Origin of the sequence: Pseudomonas sp. RC4D1, assembly GCF_018390395.1 — a bacterium.
Lineage (GTDB): Bacteria > Pseudomonadota > Gammaproteobacteria > Pseudomonadales > Pseudomonadaceae > Aquipseudomonas > Aquipseudomonas danubii.
The window spans coordinates 1,833,028-1,854,144 of record NZ_JAHBAW010000002.1 but is presented as its reverse complement, the minus strand read 5'-3'; the positions used below and the strand labels follow the sequence as shown (position 1 = coordinate 1,854,144).

General features: G+C 64.3%; 21 protein-coding genes. 10 read left to right on the top strand and 11 right to left on the bottom strand.

Features of this window, described 5'->3' with window-relative positions; genetic code table 11:
• Positions 1 to 77: 77 nt before the first annotated feature.
• The 7 genes from KHO49_RS24095 to KHO49_RS24065 all read right to left on the bottom strand — a co-directional run bounded on the left by KHO49_RS24095 (position 78) and on the right by KHO49_RS24065 (position 7,181).
• Positions 78 to 1,004, bottom strand: a complete 927-nt coding sequence (locus tag KHO49_RS24095; RefSeq protein WP_123394011.1) for a CobW family GTP-binding protein — start codon at positions 1,002 to 1,004, stop codon at positions 78 to 80.
• On the bottom strand, positions 1,004 to 2,749 hold the full coding sequence (locus tag KHO49_RS24090) for an amidohydrolase (RefSeq protein ID WP_213665914.1): 1,746 nt from the start codon (positions 2,747 to 2,749) through the stop codon (positions 1,004 to 1,006). The genes KHO49_RS24095 and KHO49_RS24090 overlap by 1 nt, the downstream gene beginning before the upstream one ends.
• 110 nt (positions 2,750 to 2,859) lie before the next feature.
• Positions 2,860 to 4,041: a pyridoxal phosphate-dependent aminotransferase gene (locus KHO49_RS24085; RefSeq protein WP_213665913.1), complete on the bottom strand. Its 1,182-nt coding sequence runs from the start codon at positions 4,039 to 4,041 to the stop codon at positions 2,860 to 2,862.
• A 43-nt stretch (positions 4,042 to 4,084) separates the two neighbouring features.
• On the bottom strand, positions 4,085 to 4,789 hold the full coding sequence (locus tag KHO49_RS24080) for an ABC transporter permease (protein ID WP_102860356.1): 705 nt from the start codon (positions 4,787 to 4,789) through the stop codon (positions 4,085 to 4,087).
• A 9-nt stretch (positions 4,790 to 4,798) separates the two neighbouring features.
• Positions 4,799 to 5,512 carry an ABC transporter permease gene (locus KHO49_RS24075; RefSeq protein WP_047305985.1) on the bottom strand — a complete coding sequence of 238 codons (714 nt, stop codon included), beginning with the start codon at positions 5,510 to 5,512 and terminating at the stop codon, positions 4,799 to 4,801.
• A gap of 51 nt (positions 5,513 to 5,563) precedes the next feature.
• On the bottom strand, positions 5,564 to 6,337 hold the full coding sequence (locus KHO49_RS24070; RefSeq protein WP_102880847.1) for a transporter substrate-binding domain-containing protein: 774 nt from the start codon (positions 6,335 to 6,337) through the stop codon (positions 5,564 to 5,566).
• A gap of 49 nt (positions 6,338 to 6,386) precedes the next feature.
• The gene (locus KHO49_RS24065) at positions 6,387 to 7,181 is read right to left on the bottom strand and encodes an ABC transporter ATP-binding protein (protein ID WP_102860358.1); all 795 of its coding nucleotides are present in this window, start codon (positions 7,179 to 7,181) and stop codon (positions 6,387 to 6,389) included.
• 225 nt (positions 7,182 to 7,406) lie between these two features.
• On the opposite strand from KHO49_RS24065, the gene KHO49_RS24060 reads away from it, so the two are divergent.
• The 4 genes from KHO49_RS24060 to KHO49_RS24045 all read left to right on the top strand — a co-directional run bounded on the left by KHO49_RS24060 (position 7,407) and on the right by KHO49_RS24045 (position 11,467).
• Entirely contained in the window at positions 7,407 to 8,327 is a 921-nt protein-coding gene (locus KHO49_RS24060; RefSeq protein WP_170001477.1) for a LysR substrate-binding domain-containing protein, read from the top strand.
• A 124-nt stretch (positions 8,328 to 8,451) separates the two neighbouring features.
• Positions 8,452 to 10,059, top strand: a complete 1,608-nt coding sequence (locus KHO49_RS24055) for a 5-guanidino-2-oxopentanoate decarboxylase (protein ID WP_213665912.1) — start codon at positions 8,452 to 8,454, stop codon at positions 10,057 to 10,059.
• A 126-nt stretch (positions 10,060 to 10,185) separates the two neighbouring features.
• Positions 10,186 to 10,662, top strand: coding sequence for an HIT family protein (locus tag KHO49_RS24050; protein ID WP_110652257.1), 477 nt, complete (start codon positions 10,186 to 10,188; stop codon positions 10,660 to 10,662).
• A gap of 1 nt (position 10,663) precedes the next feature.
• Positions 10,664 to 11,467 (top strand): GNAT family N-acetyltransferase, encoded by an 804-nt coding sequence (locus KHO49_RS24045; RefSeq protein WP_213665911.1) that lies wholly within the window; start codon positions 10,664 to 10,666, stop codon positions 11,465 to 11,467.
• Here KHO49_RS24045 and KHO49_RS24040 read toward each other — a convergent pair.
• Together KHO49_RS24040 and KHO49_RS24035 are read right to left on the bottom strand one after the other, a co-directional pair.
• Positions 11,464 to 12,327 (bottom strand): DUF4087 domain-containing protein, encoded by an 864-nt coding sequence (locus KHO49_RS24040; protein WP_213665910.1) that lies wholly within the window; start codon positions 12,325 to 12,327, stop codon positions 11,464 to 11,466. The genes KHO49_RS24045 and KHO49_RS24040 overlap by 4 nt on opposite strands.
• 78 nt (positions 12,328 to 12,405) lie before the next feature.
• Complete coding sequence (locus KHO49_RS24035; protein WP_213665909.1) at positions 12,406 to 13,032, bottom strand: SMI1/KNR4 family protein; 627 nt, start codon at positions 13,030 to 13,032, stop codon at positions 12,406 to 12,408.
• A 152-nt stretch (positions 13,033 to 13,184) separates the two neighbouring features.
• On the opposite strand from KHO49_RS24035, the gene KHO49_RS24030 reads away from it, so the two are divergent.
• From KHO49_RS24030 to KHO49_RS24020, 3 genes are all read left to right on the top strand, one after another.
• On the top strand, positions 13,185 to 14,015 hold the full coding sequence (locus KHO49_RS24030; RefSeq protein WP_213665908.1) for an amidohydrolase family protein: 831 nt from the start codon (positions 13,185 to 13,187) through the stop codon (positions 14,013 to 14,015).
• 124 nt (positions 14,016 to 14,139) lie between these two features.
• A complete protein-coding gene (locus KHO49_RS24025) occupies positions 14,140 to 14,580 on the top strand; it encodes a DUF3592 domain-containing protein (protein ID WP_170001471.1) in 441 nt (146 codons plus the stop codon).
• 4 nt (positions 14,581 to 14,584) lie between these two features.
• Positions 14,585 to 15,169, top strand: a complete 585-nt coding sequence (locus tag KHO49_RS24020) for a hypothetical protein (RefSeq protein WP_102880841.1) — start codon at positions 14,585 to 14,587, stop codon at positions 15,167 to 15,169.
• A 24-nt stretch (positions 15,170 to 15,193) separates the two neighbouring features.
• On the opposite strand, the gene KHO49_RS24015 is transcribed toward KHO49_RS24020, so the two are convergent.
• Both KHO49_RS24015 and KHO49_RS24010 read right to left on the bottom strand, forming a co-directional pair.
• The gene (locus tag KHO49_RS24015) at positions 15,194 to 16,441 is read right to left on the bottom strand and encodes a 2-aminoadipate transaminase (protein ID WP_213665907.1); all 1,248 of its coding nucleotides are present in this window, start codon (positions 16,439 to 16,441) and stop codon (positions 15,194 to 15,196) included.
• A gap of 421 nt (positions 16,442 to 16,862) precedes the next feature.
• On the bottom strand, positions 16,863 to 17,372 hold the full coding sequence (locus KHO49_RS24010; protein WP_102880839.1) for a DUF2938 domain-containing protein: 510 nt from the start codon (positions 17,370 to 17,372) through the stop codon (positions 16,863 to 16,865).
• Between the two features lie 109 nt (positions 17,373 to 17,481).
• Between KHO49_RS24010 and KHO49_RS24005 the strand changes: the two genes are divergently transcribed.
• The 3 genes from KHO49_RS24005 to KHO49_RS23995 all read left to right on the top strand — a co-directional run bounded on the left by KHO49_RS24005 (position 17,482) and on the right by KHO49_RS23995 (position 21,116).
• Positions 17,482 to 18,147, top strand: a complete 666-nt coding sequence (locus tag KHO49_RS24005; RefSeq protein WP_102880838.1) for an ArsR/SmtB family transcription factor — start codon at positions 17,482 to 17,484, stop codon at positions 18,145 to 18,147.
• Between the two features lie 214 nt (positions 18,148 to 18,361).
• Positions 18,362 to 20,410, top strand: coding sequence for a c-type cytochrome (locus KHO49_RS24000; RefSeq protein ID WP_123394020.1), 2,049 nt, complete (start codon positions 18,362 to 18,364; stop codon positions 20,408 to 20,410).
• 136 nt (positions 20,411 to 20,546) lie between these two features.
• The gene (locus KHO49_RS23995; RefSeq protein ID WP_213665906.1) at positions 20,547 to 21,116 is read left to right on the top strand and encodes a hypothetical protein; all 570 of its coding nucleotides are present in this window, start codon (positions 20,547 to 20,549) and stop codon (positions 21,114 to 21,116) included.
• Position 21,117: the final 1 nt, after the last annotated feature.

The following is a 21,117-nucleotide window of genomic DNA, read 5'->3' as shown; positions in this document are numbered from 1 at the left end:
CTATTGTCACGGACCAAGCGACGGCCCGGCAGCCGCGCCTCATCAGACCGGACGCCTCGCCACAGATTCCCTGTCGTTCAAAGCACTTGTGTATCGCTGACCCCAGCCTCCAGTTCCTGACGCAGATCGCTGCCCCGGCGGGCGATGAACACCAACTGCGCGGCATGCTCGGTGGGCTGCCCTGTGGCCAGGGTGAACTGACTGCGGTTGCCCACATGCTGCAACCAGTAGGGTTGTTCATTGCCTTCCAGGCGCACCAGGCCCTTGAGGCGCAGCAGATCGGCGGGCAGGCGCGCCAGCCAGTCGCGCAAAGCCTTGGGCTGCAGCGGTCGCGAGCTTTTCCACACCCAGCTTTCGAACAATTCGTCGTGGGCCTGGGGCAGGGCCTTGAACAGCACTTCGGTGGAACGCACCGGCGGCGTCAGCAGCAACTCCGCCGGCAGCTCGGCTTGCACCGTATCGAACACCGGGGCGCGGTGGCCGAGGCTGGCGCGAATGCTCTGCAACTGCTCGGCGCTCACCAGGTCGGCCTTGTTCAGCAGCACCCAGTCGGCGCAGGCCACCTGGGCCCGGGACAGCCGAGCCATTTCCCCTTCCAGGTCCTGGTAGCCGCTGGCGTCCACCAGGGTGATCACCGCGTCCAGGTGCAGGCGGTTGCGCAATTGCGGGTAGCCGATGGTCTGCACGATACGCTGCGGGTCGGAGACGCCGCTGCACTCGATGACGATTCGCTCCAGGGCCGGGCGCAGCTTGGACAGGCTCACCAGTTGCGCCAGCAGGTCCTCTTGCACGGTGCAGCAGATGCAGCCGTTCTGCAGGCTGTACACCGCGTCGGTGACCTCGGCGATGATCGCTGCATCGATGTTCAGCTCGCCGAAATCATTAACGATCACCGCCAGCCGGCCGCTGTCGGCGCGCTGCACCATGCGGTTGAGCAGGGTGGTCTTGCCGGCGCCGAGAAAGCCTGCAACCACGGTGACCGGAATGCTCGGGGTGCTGTTCATTATTCCTTGCCCTCGATCACCGGCGGCAGGCCTTCCCACACTGCCTGCAACGGCGTGTCGCTGAAGATGCCCTGGCGGTCGTAGACCAGTTGCCCTTCGACGAAGGTCAGTTGCACCTGGGTGTGGTGGATGTAGTTGCGCGCGTCCTGGGCGAACAGGTTGCGGTCGAGGACGATCAGGTCCGCCGACTTGCCAGCCTCCAGGCTGCCGGTCAGGTGTTCCAGGCCCATGGCGTGGGCGCCGTTGAGGGTCGCCACTTGCAGGGCCTGCTCCAGGCTGATGGGGTCGCCGAAGGTGTCGGGTTCCTGGTTCCACGGGTTCTGCCGGGTGACCATGGTTTCCAGGGCCAGCCACGGATCGATGGACGCCACCGGCCAGTCGGTGCCGAACACCGCGATGCCGCCGGCCGCCAGCACGCCCTTGAAGTCATAGATGCGCTTGAGGCGCTCCTGGCCGTAGCCGGAACGCGCACCGCTGGCGAATGGCGTCGGGTACCAGGCCGCCGGGGAGAACTCGGCAATCACGTCCAGGCTCTGGAAGCGCTTGAGGTTGCCCGGGTGCAGCAGGGTGCTGTGGGCACATTGGTGACGGATGCCGCTGTTGCCGTTGCGCCGCCGGGCTTCGGCCACGGCGTCGAGGAACACGTCGGAGGCGCCGTCGCCGGTGCAGTGGGCGATCACCCGCAGGCCGCGCTTGTCCATGTCCACCACCATGTCGGTGATGTGTTCCGGGGTCAGGTTGAGCTTGCCGCGCCAGCTCGACTCTTCCGGCCAGGGGGTCAGCAGGTAGGACGACTTGGGCTCCACGGTGCCGTCGAAATGGAACTTCACCGCGTTGGCATTCAGGCGGGCGCTGCGATAGAAATGCCGCTCGCCGCTGAGCAGCTCCCAGCGCCGACGCACCGGGAAGATATCGTCCTGCCAGCTGATGGCCGCCTCCACCCGCAGGGTCAGCTCACCGGCATCGTCCAGTTCCTTGAGGGCTTGCAGGCGGTTCTCGCAGACGTGCACGTACTTGGTGGCGGTGACCCCGCGAGAGGTCTGGAAGTGCACGCCATCACGGTAGGCGCGGCGCAGTACCGACACCGGAGTCGGCGGCATGGCGGCGTGGATCAGGGCGTAGGCGCCGTCGATCAGCAGGCCATTGGGTTCGCCGGTCAGTTCATCGCGCTCCAGGTAGCCGTTGCGCGGGTCGCTGGTGTGGCGGTCGATACCGGCCAGTTCCAGGGCTTTGGAGTTGACCATCATGGTGCCCCACATGCGGTCCAGCAGGGCCACCGGACGGTCCGGCATGACGCTGTCGAGCCACTCGCGGCCCGGGATCAGGCCGGCTTCGCGGAAGGTGTAGCGCACCCAGTACTGGCCGTAGATCCAGCCATCGCCTGGGTGACTGTCGGCATAGGCGTGGATCGCCGCGGCCAGTTGCTCGGGAGTCGGGTCTTCGATGCCCACGTCCAGATCGTCGGCGTAGCGCGGCGCCAGGGCCAGGTCCGGGTGGGTGTGCATGTCGTGCAGGCCGGGCATGCAGAAGGCCCCATCCAGATCGTGTTGACGGGTGTTGGGCCCGATCAGCGAAGCCAGGGAGGCGAGGCTGCCCACCGCGATCAGCTTGCCCTGGCGGATCGCTACGGCATCGGCCCAGGGCTGGGCCGGATCGAGGGTGTACATCCGGCCGTTGTGCAGCACCAGTTCGGCGTATTGATCGACGGCGCTATGGGTGGAGTTGAATTGGTCGGAAGCGGTCACGGGGTCAACCTCTCAAGCAGGGGGGCCCTTCAAAGGTGGGCAAAAAAGTGAGGCGCAGCAGTGTTCTTGTCAGAGTTACAAGGGCCGCAGGGGCGGCCCGAGTCATGCGTTCAGCGTGTGGCGCCCAGGGTTTCGACAAAGCCGGCGATGCGCTGGCAGGCGTCCTTGAGCACGTCGTCGGCGACGGTGAAGGAGATCCGCACGAAGCCCTCGGCACTGGCGCCGAAGGCCTGGGCGTCGAGCACCGAGACCCCGGTGGCGCGGAACAGCTGCCAGGCGAAATCCATGCTCGACAGCCCGGTACGACGCACGTCCACCAGCATGAACATCCCTGCCTCGGGCTCGCGGCAATCGAGCAGTTGCACCGGCTTGAGGCCGGCCACCACCAGATCGCGGCGCCGGCGATAGACCTCGCGAGCGCTGCCGATCACTTCTTCATCCAGCTCCAGGGCCTTGAGCGCGGCTTCCTGGATAAACCCGGGCAGGCCGTAGAGCATGCACAGCAGCAGGTTGTCCAGGTGCCCGACCAAGGCCGGTGGGGCGATCACCCAGCCCACGCGCCAGCCGGTCATGGCGTGGGTTTTCGACAGGCTGTTGAGGATCACCGTGCGCTCGGCCATGCCTGGCATTGAGGCGATGCTCAGGTGTTCGCGGTCATAGGTCAGTTGCCCGTAGACCTCGTCGGAGATCACCCACAGGTCATGCTTGCGCGCCACCTCGGCCACGGCCTCCAGCTCCTCGCGGCTGTAGACGTTGCCGGTGGGGTTGCACGGCGTGGCCAGGGCGATGCCCCGGGTCTTGTCGGTCAGCGCCGCTTCCAGCGCGGCGGCGGTCAGGCGGAAGCCGTTGGCCGCCGGCTGCTGGACGCAGGCGATCTGCGCCCCGGAGGCATGTACGCAGGCCTCGTAGGTCAGGTACATGGGCTCGGGCACCAGCACTTCGTCGCCACTGCCGAACAGGCACAGGCAGGTGGCGAACAGACCGTTCTGTGCACCCGCCACCAGGGCCACGTTATCGGCACTGACATCGATGCCCAGCAGGCGCCGCTGCTTGGCGGCAATCGCCTCGCGCAGGGCCGGGCGGCCGAGGACATGGGTGTAATGGGTGTCGCCTTGCTCCAGGGCGGCGCTGGCGGCGGCGCTGATGCGCGCATCGGTGGCGAAGTCCGGATCACCGACGCTCAGGACGATGACGTCCTCGCCGCGCCCCCGAGCCTCGATGGCTGCGTAGTGAATATCCCAGGCGCTGACGGATTCGCCGCTGATGCGCTGAACGAAAGGTGAGTAACGCATGTTGTTCTCCTCACGGGCTTGGTTGCCTGTGCAATCAATGGGTTCAGGCCTGACGCTGGGGGGCCCGGTTTCGTTCGGGGTTGCCCAGGCGTGCGCACAGATGCTCAATGGCGAAGGCCAGGATGATGTAGATCAGCGCCACCGCCAGCAGTGGCTCGTAGACCTTCAGGGTTTGGGCGCGCACCAGGTTGGCGGCGCCGAGCAAATCAGTGACCGCCACGGTGGACGCCAGCGCAGTGGCCTTGAGCAGCAGCACGCATTCGCCCACCAGGGTCGGGCGCACCAGCTCCAGGGCCCGGGGCAGCCACACCCGGCGCAGGGTCAGCCAGTAACCCATGCCGTAGGCGCGGGCGGCTTCCAGTTCGCCCCGAGGCACGGCCCGCAGGCCACCGCGCAGCACTTCACCGACATAGGCACCGACACTCAGGGTAAGGGCCAGGGCCACGTACCAGAAGCCTTCACGCAGGTAGGGCCAGAGAAAGCTGCCGCGAATCGGCGGGTAGGCGGCGAACAGGCTGCCGACCCCGTAATAGAGGATGTAGATCTGCACCAGCAGCGGCGTACCGCGGAACACGCTGATATAGAACTGCATCGGTGCGCGAATCAGAGGGTTGCGCGACGCCCGGCCCAGGCCCACCACCACCGCCAGGGCAAAGCCGCAGATTCCGCTCAGCAGCAGGAGCTTGAGGGTGATGCCCAGGCCGCGCAGCAGCTCTGTGGAAAAACCGTTGATCCAGGAAAAGTCCATCCGAGTCTCCTAGTGCTGGGGCAGCCAGCGATTGGTGCGACGTTCGAGCACACGGAACAGGCTGCCGGACACCAGGGTGATGACGAAGTAGAAAGCCGCGACCGCGAGGTAGAACACCAGGTAGTGCTTGGTGGAACCGGCCGCCTGTTTGCCTACTGAAAGCAGTTCGCTGTAACCGACGATGCTGATCAGCGCGCTGTCCTTGACCAGTACCAGCCACAGGTTCGACAGCCCGGCCATGGCGTAGGGCAGCATGCTCGGCAGCAGGATGCGCCGCACCAGCAGCCAGCGCTCGATGCCGTAGGCCCGCGCCGCTTCGATCTGGCCGTGGGGAATGGCCTGGATCGCGCCGCGGATGATCTCCGCCGAATAGGCGCCCTGGACAATCCCCAGCACCAGTACCGCCGCGATAAAGCCGTTGACCGTGACACTCGGACGGTCCATGGCGGCCATGGCCATGTTCAACAGGTCAGTGCCGGCGTAGTACAGCAACAGAATCAGCAGCAGCTCGGGCATGGCCCGGTATAGGGTGGTGTAGACGTTGGCCAGTTTCACCAGCCAGCGCGGGCCCTTGAGCTTGATCATCGCCACCAGCAGGCCGATGCCCAGGCCGAGGACGAAGGCCCCGGCGGAAATCTGCAGGGACACCAGCGCGCCCTGGGCCAGGGCGCCGAGCCAGCCGTCGGCGACGAACAGTTGGGAAAGGTCGGACAGAGAAATCATGACGTATCCAGTCAACGCCGGCGGCCCGCGCAAACGGGCGCGCCGGACGGCTTAGTTGGCAGAGATGTCGACGCTGAAGTAGCGGCTGCGGATCTTGTCGTAGGTGCCGTCGGCCTTGAGCGAGGCCAGGGCGGTGTTGATCCGCTGTTGCAGGGCGCTGTCACCCTTGCGCAGGCCGACGCCGATGCCCGAGCCAAACAGCGGGTCTTTCGGCGCCAGGCCCTTGTCCGCGAGGCCGGCACCGGCCGCGGTCTTGAGGATCGGCTCGATGGTCAGGGCGTCGGCCAGCATCACGTCGATGCGCCCGCTCTGCAGGTCGGCGATCATGTCGTCCTGGGTGGTGTAGTAGCGCAGGGTCGAGGTCTTGCCGTAGTAGGTCTTGGCGAAGGTGGCGTTGGAGGTCGAACCCTGCACGCCGATCAGCTTGCCCTTGAGGCCTTCGGGAGTGGTCGCAAGCTCCAGGCTCTGGTCGGCGACCCACATGGCCGGGGTCTGGTAGTAGGGCGCGGAGAAATCGATGACCTTCTCGCGCTCCTCGGTGATACTCAGGGAATTGAGGATGGCGTCGATCTGGCTCGATTGCAGGGCCGGAATCAGCCCGTCCCAGGCCACTTCCTTGAGCGGGCACTGGGCCTGCATGCGCTCGCACAGCGCCTGGATCAGCTCCGGCTCGAAGCCGCTCCAGTTGCCGTTGCCGCTTTTCATCGAGAACGGCGGGTAGGGTTCCAGGGCGATGCCGAAGACGATCTTGTCGGCGGCCACGGCGTGGCTGGCCAATGCACTGAACAGGCAACCGGTGGCAAGCACCTTGAGCAGGTTTTTCATGGCTTTACCCTTTATCGAAGTTGTTGTTTTCAAGGATTGAAGCGGGACGTCAGACGCGGTTTTCCTGAGCCATGACGAATTGCCGGCAGCGTTCGCTGACCGGGTTGAGGAACACTTGCTGCGGTGGGCCTTCCTCTTCCACCAGCCCCTGGTGGAGGAACATCACCTTGCTCGACACATCCCGGGCAAAGGCCATCTCGTGGGTCACCAGGATCATGGTGCGGCCTTCCTCGGCGATGCCCTGGATGACCTTGAGCACTTCGCCCACTAGCTCAGGGTCCAGGGCCGAGGTCGGTTCGTCCATCAACAGCACCTGGGGGCGCATGGCCAGGGCCCGGGCGATGGCCACACGCTGCTGCTGGCCACCGGACAGAAAGGACGGGAAGGTGTCACGTTTGTTGGCCAGGCCGACTTTTTCCAGCAGGTGCTCGGCGTGGGCGATGGCATCCTTGCGATCTTCACCGAGGACATACACCGGCGCCTCGATAACGTTTTCCAGCACGGTGCGATGGGGCCACAGGTTGAAGCTCTGGAACACCATGCTCAGTTGGGTGCGCAGGCGTGCCACCTGGGCCGGGTCGGCGACCTGGGGGTTGCCGGCGCGATCGGTCTTGATGCGCACCTCTTCGCCATTGATGCGCAAGCTGCCGCTGCAGGGAATTTCCAACAGGTTGATGCAGCGCAGCAGGGTGCTTTTGCCCGAGCCGCTGGAGCCGATCAGCGAGACCACTTCACCTTCATTGGCGCGCAGGGCGATGCCCTTGAGCACGTGGTGATCGGCGTAGCTCTTGTGCAGATCATCGATCGCCACCACGGGATTGACGGAGTTGGGCTGCGATTGCAAGGGTCGACCCTCTTGTTATTGTGCGATGGCCGGGCAGTACCCGGCACAGGGTAGGGCTGGAGAATTAGCCATCGATGGCCTGGGGTCAATCGAGCTTTTTTAGCTGGACCCGGTAATTTTTTTCAGCAATGGACGGTTTTTCCGGCGACGGACAAGGCTATTGCCGGACCACGTTTGCAGCTATGGTGCTGCCACTCGTTTTTTTGCAGTCGAGGCCTGATCGGTATGCGTTATCCCTCCATGACCGCCCTGCGCGCGCTGGACGCGGTGGCCCGCCTGGGCAGTGTCGCCGAAGCCGCCAATGAGCTGAACCTGACCCCCAGTGCCATCAGCCACCAGATCAAGAGCCTGGAGCAGACCCTGGGGTTTGCGCTGACCGAGCGCCAGGGCCGCAGCATTCGCATCACCTATCAGGGCGAGCGCTACGCTCGGGACATTCACCTGCTTTTGGCCAATATCCTCGAGGCCGGGCAGCGTTCCGATGGCCAGCAGGTCAGTGGCCGGCTGTGCATCAGCAGCCCGCCGGGGTTCGCCACCTACTGGCTGTGCACCCATATCGCCGAGTTCCAGGCGCTGTATCCCCAGGTGGAACTGCAGTTGGTGTCACCCCGCACTCCGGGCGATACCAGCGACAGCAGCGTCGATCTGTTCGTCGCCTATGGCATGGGTGACTGGCCCAACCAGCATGTGCAGAAGATCGTCTCCCTGCGTTACTTCCCGGTGTGCAGCCCGAGCCTGGTGAATGCCATGGGCGGCCTGAAAACCCTCGACGGGCTCGATCACGCCTTGCTCCTGCACATGATCGACTACTCCGATTGGCGGGTCTGGCTGGCGGCGGCCGGGGCGCCGAATGTCGATGTGCGCCGGGGCATCATCTTCGCCGACGCGCACTTCGTTCAATCGGCCTGCATCGCCGGCCAGGGCATCGCCATGGGCGACAACCTGATCAGCGGCGAGGCCCTGGCCCGGGGGCAACTGGTGCAGCCCTTCGGCACCGAGATCGAATCCAACCGCGGTTACTACCTGGTGGCCGATCTGCTCAAGGCCGAGCGTCCGGTGGTGCTGGCCTTCAGCGAATGGGTCAAATCCCAGTTGCAGGGCATCACCCGCTTGCACCCGGAGCCGCGCCGCAACGGCAAAGCGTGAATTTTATTGAGCAATCGTCGCGATTTTTTTCGATTGTTGCGCCTCGGGTGCAGCGACTAATGTCCCTCGACATCAGCCGGGCGCAGGGTGTCGTCCGGACGCATAAGAACAAGAGGAGTAGTCGATGACCACCTGTGCCCAGTCGCTGGTTCGTTTGCTGGAAGGTTATGGCGTGGACACGGTGTTCGGGATTCCCGGCGTGCACACCGTCGAGCTGTATCGCGGCCTGCACGGCAGCCGCCTGCGCCATGTCAGCCCGCGGCATGAACAGGGCGCCGGGTTCATGGCCGACGGTTATGCCCGGGCCAGCGGCAAGCCCGGGGTGTGCTTCATCATCACCGGCCCCGGCATGACCAACATCCTCACCGCCATGGGCCAGGCCTACGCCGATTCGGTGCCGATGCTGGTGATCTCCACGGTCAACCGTCGCGAGCACCTGCGCCTGGGCCACGGCCATCTGCATGAACTGCCGGACCAGCGGGCGATGGTGGCCGGGGTCTGCGCTTTCAGTCATACCCTGCAGTCGCCTGCGGAACTGCCGGAGCTCCTGGCCCGGGCCTTTGCCGTGTTCAAGTGCGCGCGACCACGGCCGGTGCACATCGAGATTCCCCTGGATGTGCTGGACATGCCCGCCACCGACCTCAACCTGATGCCCCGCAGCCTGCCCGGTGCTCCGGCCCCGGCCGGAGCCTCGATCGAAGCGGCCGCGACCTTGCTCAACAGCGCTCACCGGCCGTTGATCCTGGCCGGCGGCGGCGCCCGGGGTTGCGCCGAGACGTTGCGCCAGTTGGCCGAACGCCTGCAAGCGCCGGTGGCCCTGACCACCAACGCCCGGGGCCTGTTGCCCTGCGCGCACCCGCTGTTGCTCGACGGCGTGCAGTCATCGGCCCATGGCCGGGCGCTGATCGACGAAGCCGACGTGGTGCTGGCCGTGGGCACTGAACTGGGGGAAACCGACTACGACTTCTTTGGCCTGGGCCCGCTGCGTTTCAAAGGCTCGTTGATCCGCCTGGACATCGACCCGATGCAGGTCATGGGCGTGCAGCGGGCCCATGTCGGCCTGGTAGGCGATGCCCTGGAAGGCTTGCAAGCCTTGCTTGGCAAAGTGCTGCAACCCAGCTCTCGCGGTCGTTGGGCCGTGGACAGCGTACAGAGGGTCAACCAGGCCGAACGCATGGGCTGGACGCCCAAGCAACAAGGCCTGCAAGGCTTGCTCGACCTGCTGCGCGACACTCTGGGCAGTCCGATCCTGGTGGGCGACTCGACCCAACCGGTGTACCAGGGCGCCTGCGGCTACCAGGCACCGGCCCCGGCCAGCTGGTTCAACGCCGGCAGCGGTTACGGCACCCTGGGCTACGGCCTGCCGGCAGCCATGGGCGCCAAGCTGGCACGGCCCGAGCGTCCGGTGGTGGCGCTGGTGGGGGACGGCGGCTTGCAGTTCGCCAGCAGCGAACTGATCGCCGCCAAGGAAGCGCAGATCGGGGTGATTCTGCTGGTGTGGAACAACCAGTGCTACGGCGAGATCCGCGACTACATGCAGGCCCGGGACATCGCGCCGCTGGGGGTGGACATCCTCACTCCGGACTTCCGGGCCATGGCCCAGAGCTTCCATGTGGCGCACCATCGCGCCGACACCCCGGCGCAGTTGCAGGAACTGCTGCAGAGCCTCAGGGATATCCGCCAGCCGGTGATGATCGAAGTCGACGCCGGCGCCTATCTGGCCCTGGACTGATCCGCAGGCCTGTTTCGCGGACAGGCTCTCCAAGAATGAGTCTTCAAGGGACAGGCCTTCGAGGGATAAGGTGGGTTACATTGACGTAGCCCGCCAGGACGCACCTTGTCACTTGAGGATTCATGGATGAACTGCATTTTCTGCCAGATTGTCGCCGGCACCCTGCCGGCGGCCGTGGTTTACCGCGATGAACACTGCATGGCCTTCATGGACGTGCATCCCCTGGGGGCGGGTCATGTCCTGCTGATTCCCCAGCCCCATGTGGAAAAGCTCGATCAATTACCCGGCTTCGTCCGTCAGCACCTGTATCAGGTGTTCGATGGATTGCTGGCCGCGCAGCGGCGTGCCGGCTACGGCGTCGAAGGCACCCACCTGCTGGTCAATGATGGTCGGGCCACCAACCAGCACATCCCCCATGCCCATCTGCACCTGATCCCGCGCAAGCGTGGCGATGCCCTGGGCTTTGCCGGGCGCCTGCTGCTGCATTTCAGCGGGTTGTTTGGGCGTCGCGCCAAACTCGAGGTCCTGCAGCAGCAGGCTGCCAGCATCGCCGAACAAGTGCGCGTGCCCTGGGTCAGCGAAACCCCGATGGGCGGTCGCTGATATGGATCGCCGCCGCGCCCTGGCGCTTGAATACGCGGAGCACCAATACCTGCGGGCCCGGGTTCAGGGCTTGGCGAACTTGGCAGGCAACCCCCATGGGGCCAGCCTGCTGGGCGAGCCGGGGTGTGGCGCCTTCGTCGTCGCTGGTAATCCCAGTCCGATGATGAACCGGGTACATGGCGACTGGGCGCAACAGGCCTGCCGCCTCGTCGAGCTGTTACAGACCTGCGCGGCCTGCGCCCCGGCGATCGCCTTGATCGCTGAGTCAGCCAAGGTGGCGGGCACCCTGGAACTGGAGGGGCAGCCATTGCAGCGCCTCAAGGGTTGGACCCACGGGCAGTTGTTCGCTTCGATCGACGAACTGGCGCCGCCGTCTTCCGCGCTGGATATCGAGCCGGTGACGGCCTTGAACCTTGAAAGGTTCTGCGCGCTGCACAGCGAAGGCTTCAATACCCCTGCGGCGGCGCGGCCGATCAACCAGGCGGCTTTCAGCGGCTTGCTCAACGATGGGCGCGGGCATTTGTACCTGCTGCGGGACCGGGGTGTTGCAGTGGCTGGCGCAGCGCTGTTCATCGCTGACAATGGCGTGGCCTACCTGGGCACTGCCTTTACCACCCGGGCCGCCCGGGGGCAGGGCCATCATCGGGCCCTGATCGGCCATCGCGTGCAGCAGGCCGCCGCTCTTGGCGCCCGGAGTGTCGCGGCCACGGCCCTGGTGAACTCGCAAAGCCGGCGCAACCTGGAGCACTACGGCTTGCGCCTGTCCCACCTGCAAACCCTGTATCGGGCCGAGTCACAGGGCTAGTGGGGTGGCGTTGTCGGCGCCGGGTCGAAGCGGATCGAGTACAGAATCGCCCTCAGGGTGGCGAAGTCCTGAAAGAACCCGACGCTATCAGCCACCACCTGACGCTGGCCGCTGTCGATCAGCGCCATCAGGCAGGTGCCGCCATAGGCGTGAAAGCCGGTGTCCCCATCGCTGATGCCGCAGGTCTGATAGGCCAGCAGGCCTTTCCAGCCGGGGCCTGAAATCTCTTGCACCGGGCTGGGTTCATCCCTTCCGGCGCTGCGCATCCACACGCCGTTTTCCTGATAGAAAAACAAACCTTCGGCGGCCTGTTCCAGGCTGCCCTGCTGCAGGCACAGGTGCAGGGTGTATTCCTCCTGGGGACGTTTTTTCGGGTGGTTCAGGGTGAGGCAGTTCTGCGCCTGGCCAAGCTTCCAGCCTTTGGGGTATTGCAGGCTGAAGCCCTGGGCCTTGAAGCGTGGTGAATCCATGGGCAATACCGGAACTCCGGCTTCCTCGCGCAAGGGTTCGTACAGGCTGGGATCGTTGCGACAGGCGGACAGCGGGCGGGCCTTGGCCTTGTGCAATTGGTCGAGACGATGTGTCTGTGGATCAGCACTGGCGCTGACGCAGGCACAGCCGTAGCCGTAGTGGTTGTTGGTGCGCACCCATTGCTGGTCGTTGAAGGTGGGCCAGTCGCCCTCGGCCTGATAACCGCCCTGGCTGGCAATTTCCCAGACGCCGTCGCGGTCGGTCAGGGTGGCGTTGGCCGGCGTCGGGTTCTCGAACCAGCCGCATCGGCGTTCGACCTTGGCCGGAGCGGCGCTGGCGGGTAAGGCAAGCAGTGTCAGGAGTGTGCAGATCAGGGCACGCTGAAACATGGAGCATCCTTGTTCGGGGTTGAGAACCGCAGATTGTGCGCCGGCATTGGCGTTAGTAGAGACCGAGGTCCTTGTTCTTCAGTAGCGCCACTTGCGCACCAAGTCGTCGCCGTAACGCTGGCTGATCAGCGCTTCGGCGCCGTCGTCGTCCTCGTACACCTCGGCCAGGCACAGCAGCATCAGCGCATCCAGGTACTCCTCGGGGGAGTCGAAGAAACGTGTCAGCGCTACGCCGGTGTCGTGATCGAAGTAGTAGACCGCGCCGCTTTCCCGGTGGAAACAGAACAGGTTGCCGTTGCCCAGGTAGTCGCCAAAGGCAACCAACTGGTGCGCCAGTGTCAGGTCCAGATCGCTCTCGGGGATATCGACAATGCCAGGGTAGGCCTCCAGCAGAGGCTGGATCGGGGTATGGCCGGGTCCTACGCTGCAAAGGATCTCCGCCAGGGACAAGCCCCCCAGCTGCCGATGATAGTCGCGCAGAGAGGGCGGCAAGGCACAGCCCAGACGCTGCTCCAGGGCCACCAGCGCTTCCTCGCTGACGGGGGTTAATTCAGGCTGGTTGACGTGTCCTTCCCACAGCGCACCGTAGGCACCGATGACCGCCAGGTACCAGCTCAGCCGCGCGGCTTGATTAGGCAGATCCGGCCAGGCCAGGGGCGGGCAGCCGGCAGGGGGCCATTGCTCGGGGGTGGTTTGATCGGTCATGGAGCGTCCTTGCGAGGGTGTCGGGAAGGGGAAAGCTTTATCCATGGCTTGAACACATGGGTCAAGCCTGATGAGCGCTGCGGACATTGTTGGCGGCAAGGTCCGGATCTAGCCTGTGGTTTCGATCTTGAATACATAGGGGGGACCGCTCAATGACCTTGAAACGGGGCGCCATCGATGCCTGGGCGCAGCCGGCCAACGGCCGTGCCCGGGCGCTGTTGCCGGAAGTGGCGCGGTTGTTCGAGAAGTCCGGGTCCGCGCATTTGCTGGACCAGGCCCTGAGCATTGAACACACGGTGGAACTGATGGACCAGGCAGGTGTGGAGAAACTCATGCTTTCGGCCTGGTGCCGGCCCGAGGGATGGGTGTTCAGCAACGATGAGATTGCGGCTTATACCCGGGCCTTTCCCGAACGTTTCGTCGGCGTGGCCACGGTGGACCTGAGCCGGCCGATGGCGGCGGTGGCCGAGTTGGAACGGGCCGTCAAGGAACTGGGCTGCAAGGCTCTGCGCATCGTGCCCTGGTTATGGAAACTGCCGCCCAATCACCGCTGGTATTACCCGCTGTATGTGAAGTGCATCGAATTGGGCATTCCCTTCTGTACCCAAGTCGGTCATACGGGGCCGCTGATGCCCTCGGAAACCGGGCGGCCCGTGCCGTACCTGGACGAGGTGGCCCTGGACTTTCCCGAACTGGTGATCGTTGGCGGGCATATCGGGCATCCCTGGACCGACGAGATGATCGGTCTGGCCTGGAAGCACGACAACATCCACATCGATACCTCCGCCTACCTGCCGGCCTATTACCCCCCTCAGTTGCTGCACTTCATGCGCACTTATGGCCAGGACAAGGTGTTGTTCGGCAGCAACTTCCCCCAGCTGTCGCTGAAAAAATGCCTGGAACAGGTGCGAGTGCTGGAACTTCCGCCGGCCATTGCGGACAAATTCCTCCAGGGCAATGCCCGTCGGGTATTCGGTTTGTAAGCGCTGGCAAAAGGCGCTCAAGCGGATCTCCTGGGCGCCTGAACGCCGCTGCGGCGGTTTTTCTGGGGGTAGGTTTCTTGCTATCGTGGCCTCCCTCTTTCACGGACGAATATCGAGACAGCCCATGGCTAACTCCACCCCGTCACGCCTCGGCAAGATCCTCCAGGGTCTGCTGTTTGTTCTGATCGGCATTGGCCTGTTGGCCATTGCTGTCAATCTCACCCTCGATCGTCGCGAATTCATCGCCAGTGCCCAGATCGCCGACGGTATCGTCAGCGACCTGAACGCCGGTGGTTCGCACCCCGAGATCGCCTTTACCACCGGCAGCGGTGAGAAAATTTCCTACCCCCAGGGCGGCTTTATCTTCGGCTACCAGAAAGATCAGCCCGTGCGGGTGTACTACCAGCCTGAGCGGCCGGCCAACAGCGCGGTCATCGACGACCCGGCAGCACTCTGGGCCACCCCGGGTGTGCTCGGCCTGATCGGTTTGGTATTTACCCTGGCCGGCCTGGTGGGTGTCATCAGCCAGCGCGGACGAGCCACACAAAGAGCAAAAGGACTTTGACCCCATGAACCTCAGCATTCCGATTCCGGTCAACGAAAGTAAATGGCTGTACCAGACCGCCAGCGGTGGCGGCCTGACCATCGCCCTAGTGGCCGGCGGTGGTGGATCGATCACCCTGCGTTCGCCTCAGGGCAAGGACGTCAGCTATCGCTACGGCGGTCTGGGGGTGGGCGCCGGCTTTGGTGGGCGCCTGCCGCGTTTCGGCAAGGTCAATATCCAGGTCAAGGGCAAGAGCGTCAGTGGTGCCGGTGCGGCGGAGGCTTTTCCCAGCACCGGCAAGGTCTTTGTCAGCGATGCCCTTCGCAGCCGGGACCTGACCGAGGACGACATCACCGGGCCTTGCTTCTATACCGAAGTCGGTGGCGGACTGGTGGTGGGCGGTTCGGCCACGGCCCTGCTGTTCGGCCTGGACCCCAAGCTACTGGCCCTGGCCGTCTTTTTGGGAAGCAACCCGGCGACCATGATGGCTTCGATCAAGGTCAACGAGCAGCTGCTGCGTTCGGCCAAGGGCGCAGTGGTCATGGCTGGCATGAACGTCGGACCACAGGCCGGTGGCGGCATCGCCACCTACATGGGCTACCTGTTCTAGCCTCGCCCTGAGGCGCGCCGGGAATCACAGGCGCGCCAGGCACTCCTGGAGAATATCCAGGCCCTCCTCAAAGATTTCAGGCTCGGTGGTCAAGGGCGCCAGCAGGCGAATGATGTGCCGCGACTTGCCGCTGGGCATCAGCAGCAGCCCGGCCTCCCGGGCGTTGCCGAGCAGGGCGCTCAACTGTTCCGGCGCCGGTTCGCCGCGGGCATTGACCAACTCGATGCCGCGCATCGCGCCGACGCCGGTCAAGCGTCCCAGATACGGGCTCAGCCGATCGGCTTTCCAGCCCTCATAACGTTGCACGATGGCCTGTTCCTGGCGTTCGCCCCAGGCTTGCAGATGTGCATCGGTCATTTCCTCCAGGGTGGCAAGAGCGGCCGCGCAAGCAATCGGGTTGCCTGAATAGGTGCCGCCCAGGCCGCCCTTGGGCAGCACGTCCAGCAACTCCCTGCGACCTACCACCGCGCCCAGCGGAAGCCCACCGCCAATGCTCTTGCCCAGCAGGATCAGGTCCGGCTCGATGCCCAGGCGAGAGAAGGCAAAGCGCTGCCCGGTGCGGCCGAAGCCAGACTGGATTTCATCGGCGATCAGCAGAATTCCGTGTTCGTCACAGAAGCTGCGTAACGCCCGGGCGAAGGTGGCGTCCAGGGCCAGGAAGCCGCCTTCGCCCTGCACCGGTTCGAGGATGAAACAGGCCACTTCCTCGACATCGATTTCCACACTGAACAGGCGCTGCATGGCCTTCAGCGCTTCGTCGCAGGTGACGCCGTTGTCGGCGCTGGGGAAGGGCAGGTGGTACACCGGCCCGGGTAGCACTCCGACCTTCTGCTTGTAGGGCGCTACCTTGCCGTTGAGGTTGAGGGTGGCCAGGGTGCGCCCGTGAAAGGCGCCGTCGAAGGCGATGACCGCACTGCGCCCGGTGGCTGCGCGGACGATCTTCAGGGCATTTTCCGCGGCCTCGGCGCCGCTGTTGGTAAGCATGCCGCTGACCGGGTAACGCACCGGGATAAAGTCCGCCAGGCGCTGCATGAACTCGATGTAGGGCTCGTGGTACGCGGCGTTGAAGGCGTAGTGGGTGAGCCGGGTGGCCTGCTGCTGGATGGCCGCGATGATCCGCGGATGGCAATGCCCCAGGTTGAGCACGCCGATACCGCCGACAAAGTCGATGTAGCGCTTGCCGTCGCTGTCCCAGACTTCGGCGTTGCGCCCGTGGCTGAGGCGGATCGGGTGGACGGTGGAAAGCGAACGGCTGATGTTCTCGTGGCTCATGGATGCGGGCTCTGGGTGCCGGAAACGAGCCGTTATCTAAGCCGTTGGCGAGGGCTTGGGACAAACGAAATAAAGTCGTCGGTTCAGTATGAAAATTCCCGATGTGCCCAAAGTGCCGTGTCAACGATCCCGGGTCTTGCGCCGTTTGCGCAGGTGACGGATCAGCGCGACAACGGCGACCAGTGCTACCACAGCAACGACGTCGAGTCGTGATCTTGGCTGTGAGTGCCTTGTTTCTGAGGGGGGTGAGTGCGTCAGCTCCATCATCTTGATGGAGCTGATACAGGGGGCAGAAAAATCTGCCACTCCGGAAAAGAACCTACTTTGGGGCTGACATTGATCAGTGAAAACCAGCCGGGGGCACCTGTTCCCGAGTGACGGTTTGAGAACGGAGCCTAGTGGACCCGGGCTGGATGGCCGATCACGCGGTCAGCTCTTGGACCCAGGCCCAGAACATCCCCGCGCCATACAGCCCCAGCCCGAACACCGAATGCGCCATCAGGCTGCGCAGCCGGGCCACATTCGGCTTGGGCATCTTGCTCGCCGCGATTCCGGCGCCCATGCCCGGTTGCATCAGCAGGAACGGTGCAGCCACCGTCACCACGCCGATGATCAGGGCCGGTGCCAGGGTCGGTTGTCGCGCCCACTCCAGGCCGCAGATCAGCAGCAACAGGGCGGCAAAGCCGACGCCGATCAGGTAGTGCGCCAGCCAGCCCAGCGCATGCTCCCCGGGTACCGCGGCGGCTTGGGCGATGCTTGGATGCACGAAGCGCCCGCGAGGAAAATGCCCTATCCAGCGGCCGACCATGGCCCAGTTGGCACCAGGAATGTTCAGCCCCCGCGCCAGAAGCAGCGTCCAAAGATCAAGGATCAAGGTAGCGCCTATGCCCAACAGCAGCGCCTGTGAAATCAACGCGACGAACTCATGCATTAAGGACTCCTTGAAGTGCGACGGGCTGTGCTTCAGCCTTGTGCATGGGTGTGATAGGTTTTCATTCAATTAAGTGATTGAATGATCAATAAAACAGCAGGAGCTGTCAATGAGCGATTCGATTTCCCCCCAGCAGCCCCTGGCCGAGATGGCTGAGCTGGCACGTATTCTCGGCCACCACCATCGCCTGATCCTGCTGGAGCACATCGCCCGCGACGAGCAGCCGGTGGAGCGCTTGGTGGAAGCCTCGGGGCTCTCGGTGGCTAACACCTCGCAACACCTGCAGCAGCTGAGGCGAGGCGGGTTCGTACAGACCCGGCGTGATGGCAAACGGGTGCTCTACAGCCTGAGCCCGGGGCCGCTGGTGAGCCTGCTGGACGCCTTGCGTCAGTACGTCGATTACAACCATGGGCAGATTCGCCAACTGCTGGCCGACAGCGAGCAACAGCCGATGCGACTGGAGGGCATATCCCGTGAGGAACTGCGTCAACGCTTGCAGGAAGGCGGCATGACCCTGCTGGACGTACGTTCGCCGGAGGAGTTCGCTCAAGGGCATTTGCCTGGGGCAATCAACATCCCGATGGCGGACCTGGAACAGCGTCTGGCCGAACTGTCCACCGATCAAGAGCTGGTGGCCTACTGCCGTGGTCCGTACTGCGTGCTGTCACAGAATGCCGCAGCCCTGCTACGGGCCAAGGGCTTCAAGGTGCGACGCCTTGATGAGGGGTTCAGCGATTGGCAAGCGGTCGGATTGGAGGTGGAAACCAGTGAGTAAAAGCGTCACGTAGGCGGGCATACAGGACATTGCCTAGGGCGCCATGATCCATATCAACAGGGCTTTCAGAAAAATCCTATACAAGGGCACCAGGCTCGGACTCACGAGGTATCGAGCCCCTGACCTGCACCGTGAAGGTCGGGATAACCAATAAAAACCTTTGTGGATATCGGCCGAGGGGACCACCCCAGGCGGATTTTAAAGGAATAACCTGATGGCTTTTTCTCTGTCGCGCCTGTGCCTGCTAGGCGCTGCGTTGCTCTGCGTACCCCCTCTGCAAGCCAGTGAGCCGACCCCGGCAACGGCGGTTACCCCACCCGACTCCGAGCTGATCCAGCGTGGCCTGTACGTGGCCCAGCTGGGTGACTGCATCGCCTGTCACACCGCCAAGGGCGGGGCCACCATGGCCGGTGGCCTGGAGCTGAAGACGCCCATGGGCACCATCTACTCCAGCAACATCACCCCGGATAAAAACACCGGTATCGGCCGCTACAGTTTTGAAGAGTTCGATCGCGCCATGCGCGAAGGCGTCACCCCTGACGGCAGCCATCTTTACCCGGCCATGCCCTATCCGTCCTACGCCAAGATGACCGAAGAGGACATGCGCGCTCTCTACGCCTACCTGATGCACGGCGTGGAACCGGTGGCCCAGGGCAACCTGGAAGCCGACATGGGCTTCCCCTTCAACCAGCGCTGGGGCCTGTGGTTCTGGAACCTGGCCTTCGTCGACAAGCAGCCGTTCAAGCCCGATCCAGCCAAGGACGAGCAGCTCAATCGCGGCGCCTACCTGGTCCAGGGGTTGGGTCACTGCGGTTCCTGCCATACGCCACGGGGCATTGCCTTCCAGGAGAAGGCCATGAGCGACACCGAGTCCGGCGGCCAGCACTACCTGGCCGGCGAGACGGTGGAAGAGTGGCGGGCCCTGAGCCTGCGCAACCTGTGGACCGTGGAAGACACGGTGCAACTGCTCAAGACCGGGCAGAACCGCTTCGCCACGGTGTCCGGTAACATGGCCGACGTGATCCACCACAGCACCCAGCACTTCACCGACGCCGACCTGACCGCCATCGCCGCGTACCTCAAGTCCCTGCCGGCCGGCAAGGATGACCTGCCCATGCCTTCGGTGGCCCTGACCCCGGCGGCCCCGCCGAACAACCTGTTCACCTCCCGTGGCGGCCTGGGTTACGCGCAATTCTGTTCCGACTGCCACCGCCAGGACGGCGCCGGCGTGCCGCAGATGTTCCCGTCCCTGGCGGGCAACCCCAGCGTCGCTTCGGCCAACCCGACCTCCCTGCTGCACATCACCCTGACCGGCTGGCAGACCGCGCAGACCGCGGCTCATCCGCGGGTCTACACCATGCCTGGTTTTGCTCAGCTGGCGGACGGCGAGATCGCCGAGATCCTCAGTTTTATCCGCAGCAGTTGGGGCAACAACGGTTCGGCCATCAGCGCCGAGCAAGTGAAAAAGATGCGTGCGCAACTGAGCCCGCAAGTGGAAAGCACCCTGTTCGAAACCCCGCGCCTGGCCAACCTGCTGGCGGCGCCGAATGCCGAGCAAGTGGTGCGTGGCATGCGCCTGCACCTGGAAACCAAAGCCCTGTTGCCGGACAACGTCGGCAACTCGCTGAACTGCACCAGTTGCCACCTCAACGCTGGCACCGTGGCTGACGGTTCTCCCTTTGTCGGTGTCTCGGCGTTCTTCCCCGGCTACGCGCCGCGGGCGGGCAAGACCATCACCTTGGAAGAGCGCATCAACGGCTGCTTCCGCCGTTCCATGCATGGCAAGCCGCTGCCGGTGAACGGCGCCGACATGCAAGCCATGGTGGCCTACTTCGAGTGGATGAAGATGAACACTCGTCCCGAAGACAAGGTGGCCGGACGCGGCGTGGGCAAGATCGACCCGGCCCTCAAGCCTAACGCCGACAATGGCAAGCAGGTCTATGCCAAGCAATGCGCGGTGTGCCACGGCGTCGACGGCGAAGGTCTGAAACGGGCCGACGGCAGCCTGATCTTCCCGCCGTTGTGGGGCGATCAATCCTTCAACATCGGCGCCGGCATGGCCCGCACCTACACCGCAGCGGCCTTCGTCAAACGCAACATGCCGATTGGCTTCCACGAGAAATTCCCCCTGGGCCAGGGCGGCCTCTCGGATCAGGAAGCCCTGGACGTGGCCGAGTACTTCTCCCACCAACCGCGGCCGGACTTCCCGGACAAGGTCAAGGACTGGCCCAACGGTGGCCGTCCGGTGGACGCTCGTTACTGAGGGCTTGACCCTGTAGCCGCCGCCTTGAGCTGCGGCTACAGGCCCCGCAGAAAAATCTGCCGATGCTCCCTGGCGCCGAGGTAAGATCGCCATCCTTTGCCTCAGCCTTCGCTGGCGGTCCCATCAAGGATGAATCATGCGGCTGCATTCGATCCTGTTGCTGAGCCTGTCACTGGGGCTCGGCGGCTGTACCTTTGTCTCCACCCTCAAGGCCACCACCGTGAGCTACCGGGTGCCGGCCGATGCCGGTGACACCGCGCTGATCCGCATCGTTGCCCAGGGGCTGGTGCGTGGCGTGCCTTACAGCGATTGCATCGACTGGCGCAAACCGAGCTCCGGGCTGATGGTTCGCCCCCATCGTGGTATTGCCCATCCCAACTTCCGCAACCTGGGCATCCCCATGACGGCCGCCACCGACCGCATGCGCCGTCAGGAAGGCTTTGGCGCCAACGAGCTGAAGATCCCGGCCAATCGTCCGTTCGCCTTCATGTTCTACAACACCGAGCCCGGGATGGATAAGGACTACCGCTTTGTCTGCGAACAAAGCGTGACCTTCGTTCCCGAGGCCGGTGCGACCTATCAGATGGTCTTTCTCCAGGACCAGATGTGCACAGCGATGCTGCGCAAGATCGACGATCAGGGCGAGATGCTGCCGGAACGGGTGGCACTGCGGCCTACCGATTACTGCAGTGCTGATGCGCGTTAGG